Source organism: Microbacterium sp., assembly GCF_036566905.1.
Lineage (GTDB): Bacteria > Actinomycetota > Actinomycetes > Actinomycetales > Microbacteriaceae > Microbacterium.
Genome location: NZ_DATCVK010000051.1, coordinates 1 through 16,538 on the forward strand (window position 1 = coordinate 1; position 16,538 = coordinate 16,538).

The 16,538-nt window shown below is 66.5% G+C and carries 13 protein-coding genes and 1 pseudogene; 13 read left to right on the forward strand and 1 reads right to left on the reverse strand.

What is annotated here, in order from left to right; translation table 11 throughout:
* The 13 genes and pseudogenes from VIP82_RS04360 to VIP82_RS04420 form a co-directional block, all read left to right on the forward strand.
* Positions 1-201: pseudogene (locus VIP82_RS04360) on the forward strand (hypothetical protein); the annotation flags it as partial.
* Positions 202-213: 12 nt separating this feature from the next.
* Positions 214-1,095 (forward strand): hypothetical protein, encoded by an 882-nt coding sequence (locus VIP82_RS04365; RefSeq protein ID WP_331906058.1) that lies wholly within the window; start codon positions 214-216, stop codon positions 1,093-1,095.
* A gap of 353 nt (positions 1,096-1,448) precedes the next feature.
* A complete protein-coding gene (locus VIP82_RS04370; RefSeq protein WP_331906059.1) occupies positions 1,449-4,349 on the forward strand; it encodes a prealbumin-like fold domain-containing protein in 2,901 nt (966 codons plus the stop codon).
* A 79-nt stretch (positions 4,350-4,428) separates the two neighbouring features.
* Positions 4,429-5,901, forward strand: a complete 1,473-nt coding sequence (locus tag VIP82_RS04375) for a SpaH/EbpB family LPXTG-anchored major pilin (RefSeq protein WP_331906060.1) — start codon at positions 4,429-4,431, stop codon at positions 5,899-5,901.
* A 97-nt stretch (positions 5,902-5,998) separates the two neighbouring features.
* On the forward strand, positions 5,999-6,913 hold the full coding sequence (locus VIP82_RS04380) for a class C sortase (RefSeq protein ID WP_331906061.1): 915 nt from the start codon (positions 5,999-6,001) through the stop codon (positions 6,911-6,913).
* Positions 6,914-7,404: 491 nt separating this feature from the next.
* Positions 7,405-8,955: a sugar transferase gene (locus VIP82_RS04385; RefSeq protein WP_331906062.1), complete on the forward strand. Its 1,551-nt coding sequence runs from the start codon at positions 7,405-7,407 to the stop codon at positions 8,953-8,955.
* Positions 8,952-9,740, forward strand: coding sequence for a WecB/TagA/CpsF family glycosyltransferase (locus tag VIP82_RS04390; protein ID WP_331906063.1), 789 nt, complete (start codon positions 8,952-8,954; stop codon positions 9,738-9,740). Before VIP82_RS04385 ends, VIP82_RS04390 begins: the two co-directional genes overlap by 4 nt.
* Positions 9,737-10,606 carry a glycosyltransferase family 2 protein gene (locus tag VIP82_RS04395; RefSeq protein ID WP_331906064.1) on the forward strand — a complete coding sequence of 290 codons (870 nt, stop codon included), beginning with the start codon at positions 9,737-9,739 and terminating at the stop codon, positions 10,604-10,606. Before VIP82_RS04390 ends, VIP82_RS04395 begins: the two co-directional genes overlap by 4 nt.
* A gap of 84 nt (positions 10,607-10,690) precedes the next feature.
* The gene (locus VIP82_RS04400) at positions 10,691-12,148 is read left to right on the forward strand and encodes a lipopolysaccharide biosynthesis protein (protein WP_331906065.1); all 1,458 of its coding nucleotides are present in this window, start codon (positions 10,691-10,693) and stop codon (positions 12,146-12,148) included.
* An 8-nt stretch (positions 12,149-12,156) separates the two neighbouring features.
* Positions 12,157-12,951, forward strand: a complete 795-nt coding sequence (locus VIP82_RS04405) for a polysaccharide pyruvyl transferase family protein (protein ID WP_331906066.1) — start codon at positions 12,157-12,159, stop codon at positions 12,949-12,951.
* Positions 12,948-14,021, forward strand: coding sequence for a glycosyltransferase (locus VIP82_RS04410; RefSeq protein WP_331906067.1), 1,074 nt, complete (start codon positions 12,948-12,950; stop codon positions 14,019-14,021). The genes VIP82_RS04405 and VIP82_RS04410 overlap by 4 nt, the downstream gene beginning before the upstream one ends.
* A complete protein-coding gene (locus VIP82_RS04415; protein ID WP_331906068.1) occupies positions 14,018-15,100 on the forward strand; it encodes a polysaccharide pyruvyl transferase family protein in 1,083 nt (360 codons plus the stop codon). Before VIP82_RS04410 ends, VIP82_RS04415 begins: the two co-directional genes overlap by 4 nt.
* A gap of 32 nt (positions 15,101-15,132) precedes the next feature.
* Positions 15,133-15,357 (forward strand): hypothetical protein, encoded by a 225-nt coding sequence (locus tag VIP82_RS04420; RefSeq protein WP_331906069.1) that lies wholly within the window; start codon positions 15,133-15,135, stop codon positions 15,355-15,357.
* Here VIP82_RS04420 and VIP82_RS04425 read toward each other — a convergent pair.
* A complete protein-coding gene (locus VIP82_RS04425) occupies positions 15,354-16,517 on the reverse strand; it encodes an acyltransferase family protein (RefSeq protein WP_331906070.1) in 1,164 nt (387 codons plus the stop codon). The genes VIP82_RS04420 and VIP82_RS04425 overlap by 4 nt on opposite strands.
* Between the last annotated feature and the right edge of the window lie 21 nt (positions 16,518-16,538).

Genomic DNA, 16,538 nt, shown 5'->3' on the forward strand with positions numbered 1-16,538 from the left:
GCGAGGCCGGCGACCGCCAACGCGCCTGCGCCCGTCGCGCGCACCACCGCGACGGCCGAGCCTGTGCGATCGATTCCCGCGCCCACTGAGCAGTCTCGCCCGACTGACGCCGCACCCGGCTCTGGGCTGACGATCGACGACATCGTCCGTCAGGCGGGCGGGGCGTCGACGTCGCCCGGGCGCAACGACCCCCTGCCCTGAGCCATCGGCCCCATGCAACGGTTCGGCGCGGCGAGGTGGCTCGCGATCACGGGAGTGCTCGCGCTCGTCGTCGTGGTGGCGGTGCTCGCATGGGCGGCGTACCAGCACGCCAATCCTGACGCGGCACGCGGCGAGGCCCAGCCGGTGCCGACATTCTCGCTGGGAGTTCAGACCCAGACGCCGACACCGACGCCGACTGCGAGCGCCGTGGACCTCACGCAGGCTCGCATGCTCGCGATCGGCTCCGAGGTCTGGTGGCGCGCGACCACCGGCTCGTGCGGTGGCCCCGCACCCGTCGTCGAGCGCTCGTACGACCAGGGCGCGACGTGGACCGACGCGACGCCCGCCTACCTCGGCGTCGCTCAGGTGCAGACGCTCGAGGCCTTCTCGGGCCGCGACGCCGAGCTGGTCGGAGCCACGGCCGGCTGCGAGCCTCAGGCGCTGCGCACCTATACCCGCGGCGAGTTCTGGGACTCCTACCCCGACGTGCTCGCCGCCTCGCGCTACGTCGACCCTCGCGACGCCGGGTCAGTGCAACTGCCGTCGGGTCCCGTTGCCGCGCCGTGCCCGGCCGCGTTCGGGCTCCACGCGTTCGGCGACGTGGTCGCACTGGTGTGCGACGGGCGTGCGTGGTCATGGTCGGGCGAGCAGTGGGCTCTGCTTGCCCCCGAGCGGGCGCTGGCGGTGGCGGTCGACGGTTCCGACATCCTCGTGGCGCATCAGGCGGACGACTGCGCCGGCATCGCGATCATGCGCGTGGCTGCCGATATGTCCGGTGTCGCGTCGGCGGTGGGCTGTGCGGAGGGAACGGGTGCCGCAGGCCCCGTCGCGATCGCGGCCCGGGGCGATGGCGTCGTGGCGTGGATCGGCGATGCCCTCGTCGGCATCCCTTGACGTGACCACCCTCAGGGACGGACATATCCCCCGTCCGGCATAGCTCCGGCCGGGTCGCTGTGTCCGGTTGTCGAGCGGCATCGTCGGACCCGGTCGAACCTCAAGATCACCTCGGTTTCTCCTCAAGTCGCGTAATGGACTTGAACCGTTTCGAACGGCACCCCTAGGTTCGAGAACGTCGCGTTTTCGCCGCGACGCCGGGCACCCGAAGTTCACCGGCGGTCTCGCGAAGCACGACATTTCTGAGGGCAGAGCCCGTGCGCCGTGGGGGCGCATCGGGTTTGGGGCTGCCTTCTTTAGCGATGCCTCTGGGGGGCACCGATATGAACAACGACGCTTCATCGCGCCGCGAAATGCGCCAGCACGCCCGCAACCGCCGCCGTACGCGGCGCTCGGCCGCTGCGATCGCCGCCACCGTGCTGTCGACGGGCCTTGTGCTCGGCGGCCTCGCACCCGCGCTGGCCGTGCCGTCGGTGGCGCCGGCGACGTCCGTCGACACGGCCGCCGCGGCGAGCGCCGCACAGGCGATCACTCCGCTCGCGGCGCCCTCGATCCCATCCACCGGCGCAGCCGTCACGGTCAACCTCCGCGCCCTGCGCACTGCGTCGAGCGGACAGACGACGACGTCGGCCACCGCGGGCATCAAGCTCGAGCTGCGCAACGAGACCACGGTCGACAGCGGCGCGACGTACGGCAGCACGGTCGTCGCGACCTGCACGACCGACGCCGACGGGGACTGCAGCTTCGTGCTCACCAACGTGCCCACCTCGAACGGCTCGCGCTACTGGGTGGTACCCACGGCGGCCGCTGGCCCCGACGCCTTCCTCAGCCAGTACCTGGTCACCGGCGACAACACCGACGCGACGAACGACAGCAACCGCTTCGCCGCGACGCCGTACGCGTTCCGCACACCGGTGATCACCCGGTCGCAGACGCCGTACCAGGTGCCCACCTCCGGCACCGGTGACATGCCGAGCAGCTCGCGCGTCGGCAACCCCGGCCTGCCGCTGTCGCGCACCGTGTCGACATCCAACCGCTGGAACCACTACGGCACCGACATGGTCGCCACGGTCGACAACCCGCGCTTCGCGCCGACCTGCACACCCGGCCTCAAAGTCGCGCTGATCGTCGACACGTCCACCTCGATGACCTACAACAGCAACGAGGGCCTGAACGGCGCTCGTACCGCCTCCAAGGCCTTCGCGACGGCGTTCGCGAACAAGGGCGTGTCGCTGGGCATCTACCAGTTCGGCAACGACGCGGCGACGGTGATGGCACCGACCGTCGTGACGAGCGCCAACCTCTCGAGCATCACGTCCAAGATCAACGGCATCTCGGTGTCGGGCACGCAGTACACCAACTGGGATCGCGGCATCGAGCAGGTCGCCGGCGCCGACTACGACATCGCCGTGATGCTGACCGACGGCAACCCGACCCGCTACCGCAGCAACTCGGGCAACGGCTCGTGGACCGACCTACGCGGCATCGAAGAGGCCATCCTCTCGGCCAACCTCGTTAAGGCGCAGGGCACGCAGATGATCACGTTCGGCGTCGGCGACTACCTCAACCCGAACACGCCGTACAACCTCGCGTCGGTCACCGGCCCCGTGCAGTGGGCCGCGAACGGCGGCATCCCGATCGGCCAGGCCGACTTCGCGATCCCGACCAGCTGGGACGTCGTCGCGACCCAGCTCGGCAACCTGGCCTCGTCGCTGACGTGCGAGGCGACGGTGCAGGTGCGCAAGCAGGAGCGCGCGGGCAACGGAACACTGACGGATGCCGCGAACTGGACGTTCACTCCCACGAAGACCGGTGCGGGCACGATGACGCCGGCGGGCGCGCAGACGACGGCGACGGGCGGCTACCTGCCGCAGCCGTGGCGCATCGCCTTCACGGGTGCGTCCCAGACCGCGAACGTCTCGATCACCGAGACGGCCAAGCCCGGCTGGTCGGTGGAGAGCGTGTCGTGCCTGAAGAACGGCGCCCCGATCTCGGGCATCCCGAACGCCGCCACGTTCTCGTTGGCCGGCCTCGCCGTCGGCGACGCCGTGGTCTGCACCGTCATCAACGGCCAGGCGGCCACCGTGCAGGCGAACAAGACCTGGGTCGTGAAGGACTCGGCGGGCACCACCGTCGGGACGTACTACCAGCGCGGCAATGCGGGCGACCCGGCGGTGCCGGTCGGCCTCGCCGCGACGCCGGGACTCGGCGCGACGCCGTCGCCGAAGTGGGGCACCGCGTACAGCGGGTTCTCGATCGGTCAGCAGCTCGCGCTGCGCGAGACCTCGACGATCGACGCCCAGCTGCTGCCGGGCTGTGTGCTGACGTCGCAGCAGCTGACGGCGGGCAACGGCCTGTCGACTGGACTGCCGTTGGATCTGGCGAAGGGCGACTACAGCGCGACCCTCGTGGGCGGCGCGAACGTCTTCGAGTTCACGAACACCGTCACCTGCACGCAGACGCTCGATCTCGTGAAGGTCGTCGCGGCGCCCGGCACCGCGAAGACGTCGGCGTGGACGCTCGAGGCGAAGGCTCCGTCCGGCGCGCTCACCGGGCCCAAGGGGACGTACAGCGCCTCGACGCCCGTGACCGCCAGCGTCTCGCCCGCTGCCGCCTACACCCTTTCGGAGTCGGGTGGACCCGACACGTACGTCCCGGCATCCGCCGGCTGGCAGTGCGTGCTCACCGGAACGACGACCGCCGTCGCGGTGACGAACGCCAAGGTCACCGTGCCGCTCGGCCAGAAGGTGACGTGCACGATCACGAACACCACTGCCACACTGACGCTGCTGAAGAAGACGGCCGACGGCTCGGGTCTGGTGCCCGCCGACTTCACACTGACCGGCACGCCGGCGTCGGGTTTCACTCTGGCCGTGCTGCAGACGCCCGGCGCGACCGCGGCGAACGCGGGCAACGCGTTCGAGGTGCGTCCCGCGCACACGTACACGCTGGCAGAGACCGACGACTCGGGCACGATCGCCTACCGCAACCTCGGGCTGCAGAAGCTGAAGCCGGGAACCGACCCCGCCGTCGACGCGAACTGGGAGACCGTCGCGTCCACCGAGGTGCAGGTCGCCGCCGGCGAGCAGGCGACCTACCGATTCGTCAACGACAAGGTGCCCGCGGTCGTGCTGCCGCTCACCGGCGGCACCGCGTCGGACGCCTTCCTGCTCCTGGGTGGGGCCATCGTCTCGGCGGTCGTCGCCGTGGCCGCGTGGCGAGCCGCCCGCCGAATGAAGCGAGGCACCGCCTGACCACAGCGTGACCCGACGACCCGAACCCATCCATCCATCCGAAGCACCATTTGACCAACTTCTGGGGAAGTAGATCAACATGAACACGTCCATTTCGAAGCGAGTGACCGCCGCCATCGGCGCACTCGCACTGGGGATCCTTGGGGCCGTCGCCGTGACGGCTCCCGCATCGGCGACCACGCCCAACGGCATCGGTGAGATCACCGGCCAGTCGGGCTCGCTGACCATTCACAAGTACGAGCGCACGGCCGACAGCCCGCTCGACCCCGGCACCGGCGAGAAGATCCCGGGCTTCACCGGCATCGGTCTCGACGGCGTCGAGTTCACCATCCAGAAGGTGAACACGCCGGCGCTCACCACGACGGCAGGCTGGGATGCCGTCGAGGCGATCGCCGACGCGGCCGACCCGGTCGCCGCCGCCACCACCGCCGGCCTCACGTCCGTCACCACCGTGACGACGGCGAACGGCGGCGTCGCCACGGCGAACCTGCCGTACGCGCTGTACCTCGTCACCGAGACGAAGTCGCCCTCGACCGTGACCGACGCGGCCGAGCCCTTCCTCGTGACGATCCCGTTCCCGACCGGTCCCGACGCCGAGAACCCGAACGAGTGGATCTACGACGTCCACGTCTATCCGAAGAACGCCGTGACCGACCTGCAGAAGACGGTCGTCGCACCCACCGCCGCTGAGCTCGCCTACGGCGACCTCGTGCGCTGGCAGATCGTCGCCGACGTGCCCGTGCTCGCCGACGGCGAGGAGCTCTCGGAGTTCGTCGTGCGCGACCAGGTCGACCCGGCGCAGCTCGCGTTCGTCACCGACGCGCAGGCCACGGCCTTCGGCGTCGCGCCCAGCGCGGTCACCGCGACCACCGCCGCCGACGCCCCGGTTGCGCTCGTCGCAGCCGACTACACGATCGCCCCGGCCGGCGCCAACGAGTACGCCGTCACCTTCACCGAGGCCGGCCTCACCAAGCTCGCCGGCGCGCAGGGCGGCACCGTCACGTTCACCGTGCTCACGCAGGTCAAGGCGATCCCCGCCAACGGCGTGATCGAGAACGACGCGATCAGCGTGGTCAACGACAGCGAGCTGACGACGTCGACCACGACGACCGCGGGCCAGCTGCGCGTGCTCAAGTACGCCAAGACCGACGCGAACCCCGAGGTGCTGCTCAAGGGCGCGAAGTTCAAGCTCTTCCTCGACGAGGCCGGCACCAAGCCGGTGACGGTCGCGGGTGCGAGCGAGTGGACCACTGCCGACGGCGGCCTTCTCACCATCCCGGCGCTGCGCCCGGGCACGTACTGGCTGGTCGAGACCGCGGCCCCCGCGGGCTACGTGCTCGATGGTACGGCGCGTCAGGTGCAGGTCGCGGCCGGGCAGGCCACCACGACGGTAAACATCGTCAAGGTCGAGAACGAGCAGGTTCCCGCGTGGGAGCTGCCGCTCACCGGTGGTGACGGCGCCCTGTGGTTCGGCGTCGGCGGCGCGGCTCTCGTGGCCATCACTGTCGGGGCGGCGGCGCTCATCGCCCGTCGCGCGAAGGCGAACGCCTGACCCGATTCACCGCCGTCCCCCGACGGCCGTGAACCGGACGGTGGCGGGCCCCCTCCCCTTTGCGCCCGCCACCGTCCACCTCACCCGAAAGAACCGAGTGACCCTCCTCACCGAGCACCCGACGCGACCGGAAGCGCCTCTGCGCGACCGGTCGCGTCGGCGTGCGAGCCGCCGCTTCCCGTGGTCGGCTGCCGCCCTCGCCCTCGGTTTTCTGCTCGGCATCGCCGTGCTCCTCTACCCGGCAACCGCGGCATGGTTCACGCAATACCAGCAGTCGCAGCGCATCGACGCCTACTCCGAGACGGTGCGAGATCTCACGGTCGAGTCGCGTCATGCCGCGATCCAGGATGCCGCCGCCTACAACGACGCGCTCGTCGACGGCACGTCTGTGGTCGCCGCCGGAGAGAACAAACCCCTCGCCGAGACGAGCGCCGACAATGGATACGAGCAGCTCCTCCACGCCGACGACACCGGCCTGATGGCCCGCATCAAGATCCCCTCGATCGACGTCGACCTGCCGATCTACCACGGCACCACCGACGACACCCTCGCGAAGGGCATCGGCCACCTCGAGGGCACCGCCCTCCCGATCGGCGGCCCGAGCACGCACTCGGTGCTGACCGGTCACCGCGGCCTCGCCGATGCCGAGCTCTTCACCAACCTCGACAAGGTCGCCGTCGGCGACACCTTCACGATCGAGGTCTTCGGCGAGGTGCTGACCTACCGGGTGACCGACACGAAGGTCGTCGAGCCCGAGCGGACCGAGACCCTCTACGCGCAGCGCGGCGCCGACCTCGTCACCCTCGTCACCTGCACGCCACTCGGCATCAACACCCACCGCATCCTCGTGACCGGCGAACGCATCCTCCCCACTCCCGTTCGGGACAGGGATGCCGTCGGCCAGCGCCCCGACCTCCCCGGGTTCCCCTGGTGGGCGTTGGGTCTTGGTGGAGCGATCCTGGTCGCGGGTGCGTACGTCGCGTTTTCAGCCCGTCGGCGCGCCGCCCGCTGACGCCGCCGGCCGCTTCCCCACGCCCCCGTCTTTCCGCCCTTCCCGCCCTCCCGGTCGTTGAGCGAGCGAGGAACGAGCGAGTCGAAACGCAGAGCCGAAACGCCGGCGATTCGTGTCTGGTCACAATCGCGGACGCGCAAATATCACACCGCGCTAACCAGTGCAAATCGACAAGCGGAGCATGCGCATTGTAGTCCAGCGACACCGACGGTCACCCTCCCGCCTTGAGCGAATCCTGAGCCAGAGCGCCACGCAGCGAAACATGGACATGAGCAGGATGAGAGCGCTCTAATAATGGAGTCGGCGTTTTCCCCTCCCCATGGACGCGAATGCCGATTCCAACTATTCGGCCGAAACAAACACCTGATACCCTGCCCGTGGTGGCCGGGTAATCCACCACAAAGCGAGAAGACATAGTGACGTCGAATCCCCACATCGACGCGCCAACGGAGACGCCGCCCAATCCCCAGGCACGGGCAGCCGTTTCTTCGGTGAGCCTCGACGCCGCTGTTCCCCCGGTCGCTGAGCGAGCGAGGAACGAGCGAGACGAAGCGCGCCCCGTCGCCAACCTTCCCGCGGTCGCTGAGCCTGTCGAAGCCCGCCGCACTCCGTGGCGCCGCGCCTACTCACGGCGGCTGTGGTTCAGCGACCTGTTCATCCTCGTCTGGGTGGCCTTCGGAACGCAGCTTCTCTGGTTCGGCTGGGGCAACGCCCAGGTCTCGATCCGTCAGGATTCTCGCTTCAACGAGTTCTCATACTGGGCCTTCTCCGCCTTGCTCGTCATCGTTTGGATGTGGGCTCTCGCGCTCATCGACTCGCGCGATCACCGCGTGATCGGCGCGGGCAACACCGAATACGTGCGCGTGGCCCGCGCAAGCTTCGTGCTCTTCGGTGCGATCGCGATCCTCGCCTTCCTCTTCCGCGTCGATGTCGCACGCGGCTATCTACTCATCGCGCTCCCGCTCGGCATCTTCACGCTCCTCTTCGAGCGCTGGCTCTGGCGCCAGTGGCTCATCGCTCACCGGTCGCTGGGTGAATACTCCGCCAAGGTCCTTCTTGTCGGCTCTGCCGAATCGGTCGCCGCGATCGCTCGAGAGCTCCACAGGTCACCCTCGGCCGGATATCGGGTCGTCGGCGCCTGCGTTCCGACCGGCAAGATCGCCGATGTCATTTCGGGCACTGACATCCCGATCATGGGCAACGTCGACAACGTGGAGCGCGCCATCGCTGCGACGGGGGCCGATACGGTCGCGGTGACGAGCACCGATGACTTGCCTCCAACGAAGGTGAAGCAGATCTCCTGGGCCCTCGAGGCGGGGCATCAGCACCTCGTGCTGGCACCGAGCATCGTCGACATCGCCGGCCCACGTATCCACACTCGGCCGGTTGCGGGTCTGCCGTTGATCCACGTCGAGACGCCGAAGTTCAGCCGAGGTCAGCGCATTGCGAAGCGAACGATGGATCTCGCGGTGACTCTTACCGGCCTGATCCTCATCAGTCCGCTGCTCCTCGGGCTTGCGCTTGCCGTGCGGCGATCAGGGCCTGGGCCGGTTCTGTTCCGCCAGACGCGGATTGGCCTGCGCGGCGAAGAGTTCACGATGCTCAAGTTCCGCTCGATGGTCGAGAACGCCGAGGACCTGCTCGAACAGCTCGCCACGCAGGAGCGCGACTCAGGTAACGAGGTGATGTTCAAGATGAGGAACGACCCGCGCGTAACGCCCGTCGGCCGCCTCATGCGCAAGTTCAGCCTTGATGAGCTGCCGCAGTTGTTCAACGTCGTCGGCGGATCGATGTCGCTCGTCGGCCCACGACCGCCGCTACCCCTGGAAGTCGCACAGTACGCCGACCACGTGCACCGCCGTTTCCTCGTGAAGCCGGGCATCACAGGCCTCTGGCAGGTGAGCGGCCGCTCCAGCCTCTCTTGGGCAGACACCGTTCGACTCGACCTGTCGTACGTCGAGAACTGGTCCCTCGTTGGCGACTTCGCGATCCTCGCAAAGACGGCCAAGGCCGCACTGGCTCCGGGAGAAACAGCATCATGACGACGACTCAGCCGACGCCCACAAACGACGCTGCGTGGGCCGACGTGCCGGCGCTGGAGCTAGCAGTGACGCCGTTGACGTCCGAGGAGGTGCTGGCCAGAATCTCATCCGCTGTCGAGGATGAGCGGCGAATCCTTCTTGCAGGGCACAACCTCCACAGCGCCTACCTGTTTCATGCCGATCCAGAGTTCAGAGACTTCTATCAGAAGGCGGATATCGCCGTTCTCGACGGCTGGCCGGTATTGGCACTTCTGAATAGGGAACGCCGACGACGCGGCCAGACGCCGCTGCCATCGGACTATCGGATCGGATCGACCGACTGGATACCGGCAGCGATCGAGTTGCCTGAGGTGAGTCGCGTGTGCGTGGTGGGCGCAAGTGAAGCCGCGAACAGCAAGTTCATCGAACGCGCGCAACAGTTGGCACCGGCGACCGTGTTCCTGGGCATTCCTGGCAATCCGTGGGCGCCGGAGCATCTGGACGACGTCGCCACGAAGGTGGACGAGTTCTCGCCTCAACTCACCGTCATCGGCATGGGCATGCCTCTTCAGGAGTCGATCGCAGTCGAGCTGATGTCGCGCGGACTTGGGGGCGTCGTCGCCACCGTGGGTGGCGCAATCGACCAACTGGCTGGCGAGCAGTCGCACGCGCCTCGGTGGACGGGCCGCTTGCGTGTCGAGTGGCTCTGGCGCCTAGCGAGCAGCCCCAGGCGGCTTGGCCACCGTTACCTCGTTGAGCCGTTCAAGCTCATTCGGCTGCTCCGCGCGAAGCGAGGAGTCCTGTGAAAGTCTCTGCTGTCATTCCTACGATCGGTCGCCCCGAGCTCGTGCGCGCAGTCAAGTCCGTGCTGAGTCAGACGGTGCCTGTAGAGCCGATCGTGGTGTTGGATCGCCCGGAGAAGGCGGATGATGTTGCGCACCAGCTCGCTGGATTCCCTCACAAGCTCGTCCTAACTGAAGGCTCACGGGGTGGCGGTGCAGCACGGAACATCGGCGTGTCAAACGCCGACTCCGAGCTGATCGCATTCCTCGACGACGATGACGAGTGGGTTCCTTCGAAGACGGAGAAGCAGCTCGCGCTGTTGCGGGTGAGTCCTGCTGCCGTGATCACTAGCCGGGCGCTCCTCGTGGGAAGCTCGGAGCGCGTCGTACCCGAACGACCCTTCAGCCAGGCCGGGACTATGTCGAGCTATCTGCTGGACCGTTCGACGATCACCCTCCGACGCCACTTCATCCAGAGCTCGACCCTCCTTCTGAGCCGGACCATCGCCCACGACGTGCCCTGGAGTGAGTCCCTCGCTCGTCACCAAGATTGGGGACTCCTCATCGATCTCGACCGCCGGGGTACGCAGATCATTACTCACGAAGAGGCGCTCGTTCGCGTGTATCAGGGGTCGGTGGACTCGATCTCGCGCTCGAAGAACTGGCGAGCGAGTCGCGACTGGCTTGACGATTATGCAGCCGACGCAAGCACTCGATCCCGCGGCGACTTCATGTGTTCGATCGTGCTGCGCTCCGCGTTGGCAGCCGGTGACTGGAGCGAGTCGCTGAGCTTGCTGCGACGGGCGCTGGCCATGCGACCGCACCCCGCAGCACTTGTTGTTGGCCTGTCTGAGTTGGCGCGGGTTCCACAGTCAAAGGCTCGGTCGTGAGGACTCGGCGATGACCCGTGCTTCGGGCCCTCATCGCGTCAGAGTCTGGGCAAAGTCGATACACATCTCCACCGTTCTTCATGCATGGAGCCCATCCTGAGCCTCGCTAATGCCGCCGCCCGCGGCGGAGCGGTCACTCTCGCCGGTCAACTGGTGCGCTTTGTGATCCAGCTGACTTCCGTGGCCTTCCTCGCCCGGCTTATCGACCCAACCGACTACGGCCTCTACACGATGGTCTTCGCGATCGTCGGCGTCGCGACCGTGGTAGGTGACTTCGGCCTGTCCCTCGCAGCGATCCAATCGCAAACGATCACTCCGCAGCAGCGCACAAATCTCTTTTGGACGAACACGGTCATCGGCGTTGCGCTCGGGCTGATCGTGGTGTGTGGCGCACCCGCGCTCGCCGCTTTCTACGGCGAGCCCGCAGTCATGCCGATTGCACAAGTGATGGCAATCACGTTCGTCCTCAATGCACTCACTGCCCAGTTCCGCGCCGAAGTGTCGGTCAAGCTGCGCTTCGCGTGGCTGGCAGCAGTGGACGTCGCCGCGGTCGCGATCGCACTCGTTGTGGCAATCTGGATTGCGCTTCTTGGCTTTGGCTACTGGGCTCTCGTCGCGCAGCAACTGACGATCGCCGCTGTAACCCTCATCGGGCTGGTAGCGGCGGCTCGCTGGCTTCCCGGGCTGCCTCGTCGAGGTGCTCAGATGCGCGCTCTGTATGTATACGGCGCCAATACGCTTGGGGTGCAACTCTTCTCCTACCTGACGTCGAACATCGACAGCATCCTGATCGGTCGGGTGTGGGGGCCGGCCCCGCTCGGTGTCTACGACCGCGCGTACCAACTGTTCCGATTGCCGCTTCAGCAGATCGCCGCGCCCATGACAAAGGTGGCGATGCCGGTCCTCTCCAGGCTGCAGACGGACACGCGGTACGAGAAGTACGTTCAGAGGGCACAGCTGGTCCTCGGCTATACGTTCGGTGGGACCTTCTGGCTACTAGCTGCGTTGTCCGATCCGACAATCGACATCCTGCTCGGCCCGGGGTGGGACCAAGCGAAACCGATCTTCACCGTGCTGGCAGTCGGCGGCGTGTTTCAAGGGATCGGTTTCGTCTATTACTGGGTGTTCTTGTCGCGAGCGCTCACCGGCTTGCAGCTTCGATGGACCCTCATCGGTCGATCGGCGATGGTCGCTTGTATGGCCGTCGGAGTGATCTGGGGGCCGCTGGGCGTAGCCATCGGAGCGACGATCGGTCAAGTGATCAACTGGACGCTTCAAACGATCTTCCCGATGGGCAAGACCGGCCTCCGAAGAGGGCCTCTCATTGCTATCGCAATCCGCCCGATCGCTCTCTTCGCTCCGATCTCCGTCGTGTGCGTGCTCCTGTCGTACACCGTGATGACGATGTGGAATCCGTGGGCAGAGCTCGCGGTGCTGGTCCCGCTTCTCGGTGCCTATTTCGCGCTAGCGACGCTTGTCCCCCGTGTCCGCACCGACTACTCACAGCTCTTCGACGTGGCCCGCAGGCTCCGTCGCCGGTAAGGGGTTCTATGTCCGTCACCGTCGTCCATTTCAATCCGCGCGTGCGTCGCCCCGGCCTTCTCGGCCGAGTGACGCCCGGTCGCCCACTGAACAACTTCGGGGATCTCATCGGTCCCGTTCTCGTGGAACGAATCATGAGCGACGCCGGGCTGATGCAACCATTTCAACCTCGAAGACTCGTCGCGGTGGGATCGATCATGAAGCTCACACGGCCCGGCGATACGGTGTGGGGCGCGGGAGTGAACGGCAAGTCAATGGACGTCGGCGCCGCCCCGGATCTCGATGTGCGCGCTGTGCGCGGACCGGCAACGCGCGCCCTACTGGAGGCCGCAGGGATGTCCGTTCCCGAGATCTACGGCGATCCCGCCCTGCTCTGGCCGCTTTACTGGCCTCGTTCGTCTTACCTCGACGGTTCCGATGGTGTGAAATCGGAGGTCAGCATCGTTCCGAACTTCCACGATCGCGCACACCTCACCGGGGACAACGTTATTGACCCCATCGGCCGTCCCCATGACATCATCGGGCGAATCGCACGCAGCGCGTTCGTCTGCGGCTCCTCACTCCACGGGATCGTGCTTGCCGAGGCATTCGGAATCCCCGCGCGACTGATCCTCTCTCAGTCTGAGCCTGCATTCAAGTATGACGACTACTACGCCGGTACCGGGCGTCCCGACTACTCCGCCGCGTCGACCGTGGACGAAGCGTTGGCCATGGGTGGGGAACGGCCGCCCGTCTTCGATGCCGACAAGCTCCTTGCAGCGTTCCCCCGCGATCTCTACCGACAGAAGGCGAACGACGCATGAGTGCTTCCGCTGAGATGCAAAGTCATGGAAGCGCCGGGCGAGTGCCCTTGAGTTCCGCAACGGGTCGTGGTGCAGACATCGACCGGCTGTTGACCGTTCTGGAGTCCGTGGCGGCGCCGGGCCCGACGATCAAATTCATCGATCAGGTCGTAAGTGAGGCACCGTCGGACATCGAGTTCCGCTACTTCTCGTGGCGGATCGCGTTGTTCGGGAAGTACGACGTGTTCCATGTCCATTGGCCAGAGTTCCTCATCAGAGGGAGCCGCCGCTGGGTGTCACTCGCCCGCCGTACACTTTTCCGCGCTCTGCTGCTACGGCTCCGCGTTACCGGGACCCGAATCGTCCGTACGATGCACAATCTCGAACCGCACACGAAGGGCGACGCCACCGAAGCTCGCCTGCTCGACCGGCTGGACTCGATGACGTCGGCATGGGTCAGGATCAACGTTGTCACCGCTTTTCCGCCGGGAGGCGACCACTACACGGTCTTACATGGGAGCTACCGGCATCAGTTCGCGACTCTGGAAAAGCCTCCTCAGATCAACGGTCGCTTGCTCTATATCGGGAGAATCGAGCCCTACAAGGGAGTTGAAGACCTGGCGCGGGCCTTTGCGGCGGATCCGGAGATGGCCGCGCATCTGCGCATCGTAGGCAAGGCGAGCGAAGGTCTACGAGACTCGATTGGAGCGGTTGCGGCCGAGGACCCGCGGATCGAGTGCGACTTCGAGTTCGTTAGTGACGAGCGGCTTGTGGCTGAGATCTGCGAGGCGGAGCTGGTCGTGTTGCCGTACCGCGAAATGCACAACTCCGGTATCGCTCTGGTTGCGCTTTCACTCAACCGACCGGTTCTGGTTCCCGACTCGCCCTCGAACGAAGCGCTCGCCAAGGAGGTCGGCTCTGGATGGGTGCTCCGCTTCACAGGTGAGATCAGCAGCGACGTGATCCGGGGCGCTCTGACGGCTGCGAGAGAAGCACGGACCGCCGTTCCGGCGCTCGAGAAGCGCGACTGGGCGCAGGTCGCGCACGGTTACGCTGCCGCATTCCGAGGTGAGCTGGAGGGAACCGAATGAGAGTCTTCGTCAACCCGAGCGGGCAACGGGAGAACCTCGGCGACTCCGTGTTGCGGCGAGCGTACCTGAACGAGCTGCGTGCCTGTGGAGAGCTTCATGTGCTGGCGGGTGAGCACCCTTCGTACGTCTCGGGGTTGGGGCTGAGGCCCGAGGACCGCATCTACGAGTCGAAACGCGAATGGCTGATTGAAGCGCTCCGACACTCGCGCCGTGAGAAGTCCGTCTTCGCGGTCAACGCCGGCGAGGTCGTCACCGGCAGGAACTACGTCGCGACCTTCGCCTGGCAGATGGCGCTCGCACAGTCCGTTCGACAGGGCGATGGTGCGACCATAGCGATGGGTATCGCGAATCGCGAACACCCCGCGCTCACGCGCTCCCTCCTTCGGCAATTCGCCCGAAGCGCGGACCTTGTCACGTGGCGGGACGCAGAGGCCGCGAGTGCCTTCGGCGTCGGCGCCGTCCAGCCAGACTGGGCGACAGTGCTCGGCCGAAGCAACGTAGAACTGGCCGGAGATTCCGCCGCACGCCACAGGGTCGTGATCACGCTTCGCGGCGACCGGGAACAGCCCGACGCGACCTGGTTCGCGGCGGTCGAGCAGGCTGTACGAGACATGGGTTCCCCCGAAGTCGTCGCAGTCGTGCAGGTCATGCGTGACACCGAGCGAGCCCGGGAACTTGCGAAACGATTCGGTGGGACAACCCTCGAGTGGCCGCAAGAACGCAGCCACGCCGACCACGAGGAGGTGCTTCGCGACCTCTACCGCACGTCCCGCGCGGTAATCAGCGACCGAATCCACGCCCTGATCATCGGAATGACCGAAGGTGCAGCGCCGATCGGGTTCACCCCGCACAGTGCGCAGAAGGTATCCAAGACTTTCGGAGTTATTGCTGCGAGCACTCCTGCATGGTCGTCCAAGACAACGGACATGACTCCGTCCGACCACGCCGCACGGATCGTCGAGACCACCGAGCAGCATGACGTGCTGTTGGCAGAGATCAGTGGTGCGCGATCCCGCCTCGAGGCCGCGAGCGCTCGGCTCCGTCACGTCGTGGTGGGGACAGTGCACAGCACCGCGTGAACCGGCGTTCGTCACGCGGAGTCTGGCAAGTCGTGAAGTACGTTTCGTCTACGCCCTCGCCGCTCATCGTCACCACGATGCGAGTAGCGATGGGCGACGTTGCGCGCGTCGTGTGCATTGCGGCCGGGGTGTACCGCCTGTGCATCAACGGCCAGTTCTGCAGGACGGTCACCGATGCGCACCTTGCGAGCGACCCCAACGCAAGGCTAAGTGCTATCACTCCGACGTCGATGGATGAGCTGCAGGTGATCGCCTAAGGGCGCTCAGAGACAGCCCTGTCACGCCTTCCCTCATCGGGAACGCGTGGCGGGGCTGTTTCGCTGTGCTTGGGCTCGTCAGGATTCTCCCCGACCCGGCTGAGCCGCTTGCGCAGCTTCTCGGAGGGCTTCTCCACCCAGGCGCGTATGCCCCAGGACAGGAGTACCGCGGCGGCGATCGCGAGGAACGCGCCGAGCACCCAGAGGTCCTGCGGCAGCCAGTAAACGGCAGCCTCTAGCGTCCAACGGTGCATGAGGTATAGCGAGTACGAGATCACCCCGACCCACGCGACGGGCTTCCAGTTCAGGAAGCGGCCGATCCAGTTCTTCGGGGCGAGGATGACGGGGATGAAAATGCCGAACGCGGCGAGGCTCTGGATCGTGAACCCGATTACGAATTGACCGGGGAGGCGGCTGCTCAGGTAGAAGACGGCGGCCGACGCGAGGACGATCGCGGGGGCCGCCCACGCCTGCTTCGGCAGTTTAACTTCGCCGTAGATCGGGTTGAACCCGATGGCGAGGATGGAGCCCCACAGCAGCGCGTCCGCACGCGTGTCGGTGGCGTAGTAGAGGCGGAGGTTGTCCGCACCATTCACCCATAGGAACGCACGCCATCCAAGGATCAGGACGCAAAGAGCGACGAGCAGCGCAACCTGGTGCGCACGGCGGGGGAGCCACGTCCGCATGGCGATGTACATCAGCGGGAAGATCAGATAGAAGTGCTCTTCCACCGCGAGGGACCAGAAGATTCCGAGTCCAGCCGGCACGCCCTCGTGGCCCTCAAAGATGATCCAGTAGTTGGTGAAGAACAGCGCGGTCGACGCAGTTCCGCCCGGGCTCATCGTGTTCGGCAGGAACCCGATGAGGGAGAGGACGATGACGACTGCGATCACGATGTACATCGGTGGGAAGATCCGCAGCACGCGGCGGAGGTAGAACCCGCCGAGCGAGATCCGGTCGAACCGGTCCGCCTCCGCGCGGAGCAGCGTCGTGATGAGGTAGCCGCTGAGGAAGAAGAACAGCGACACGCCCATGCCGCCAGCGATCTGGCCGGGGAAGCCTGCGTGCGCCCAGATCACGACCGCGATCGCGATCGCGCGGAGCCCGTTCAGGGATGGGATGTGCCCGATCTTGGGCGTGGTGACTCCGGCTGAGGGCATAGCAAATACCGTACCGATCCG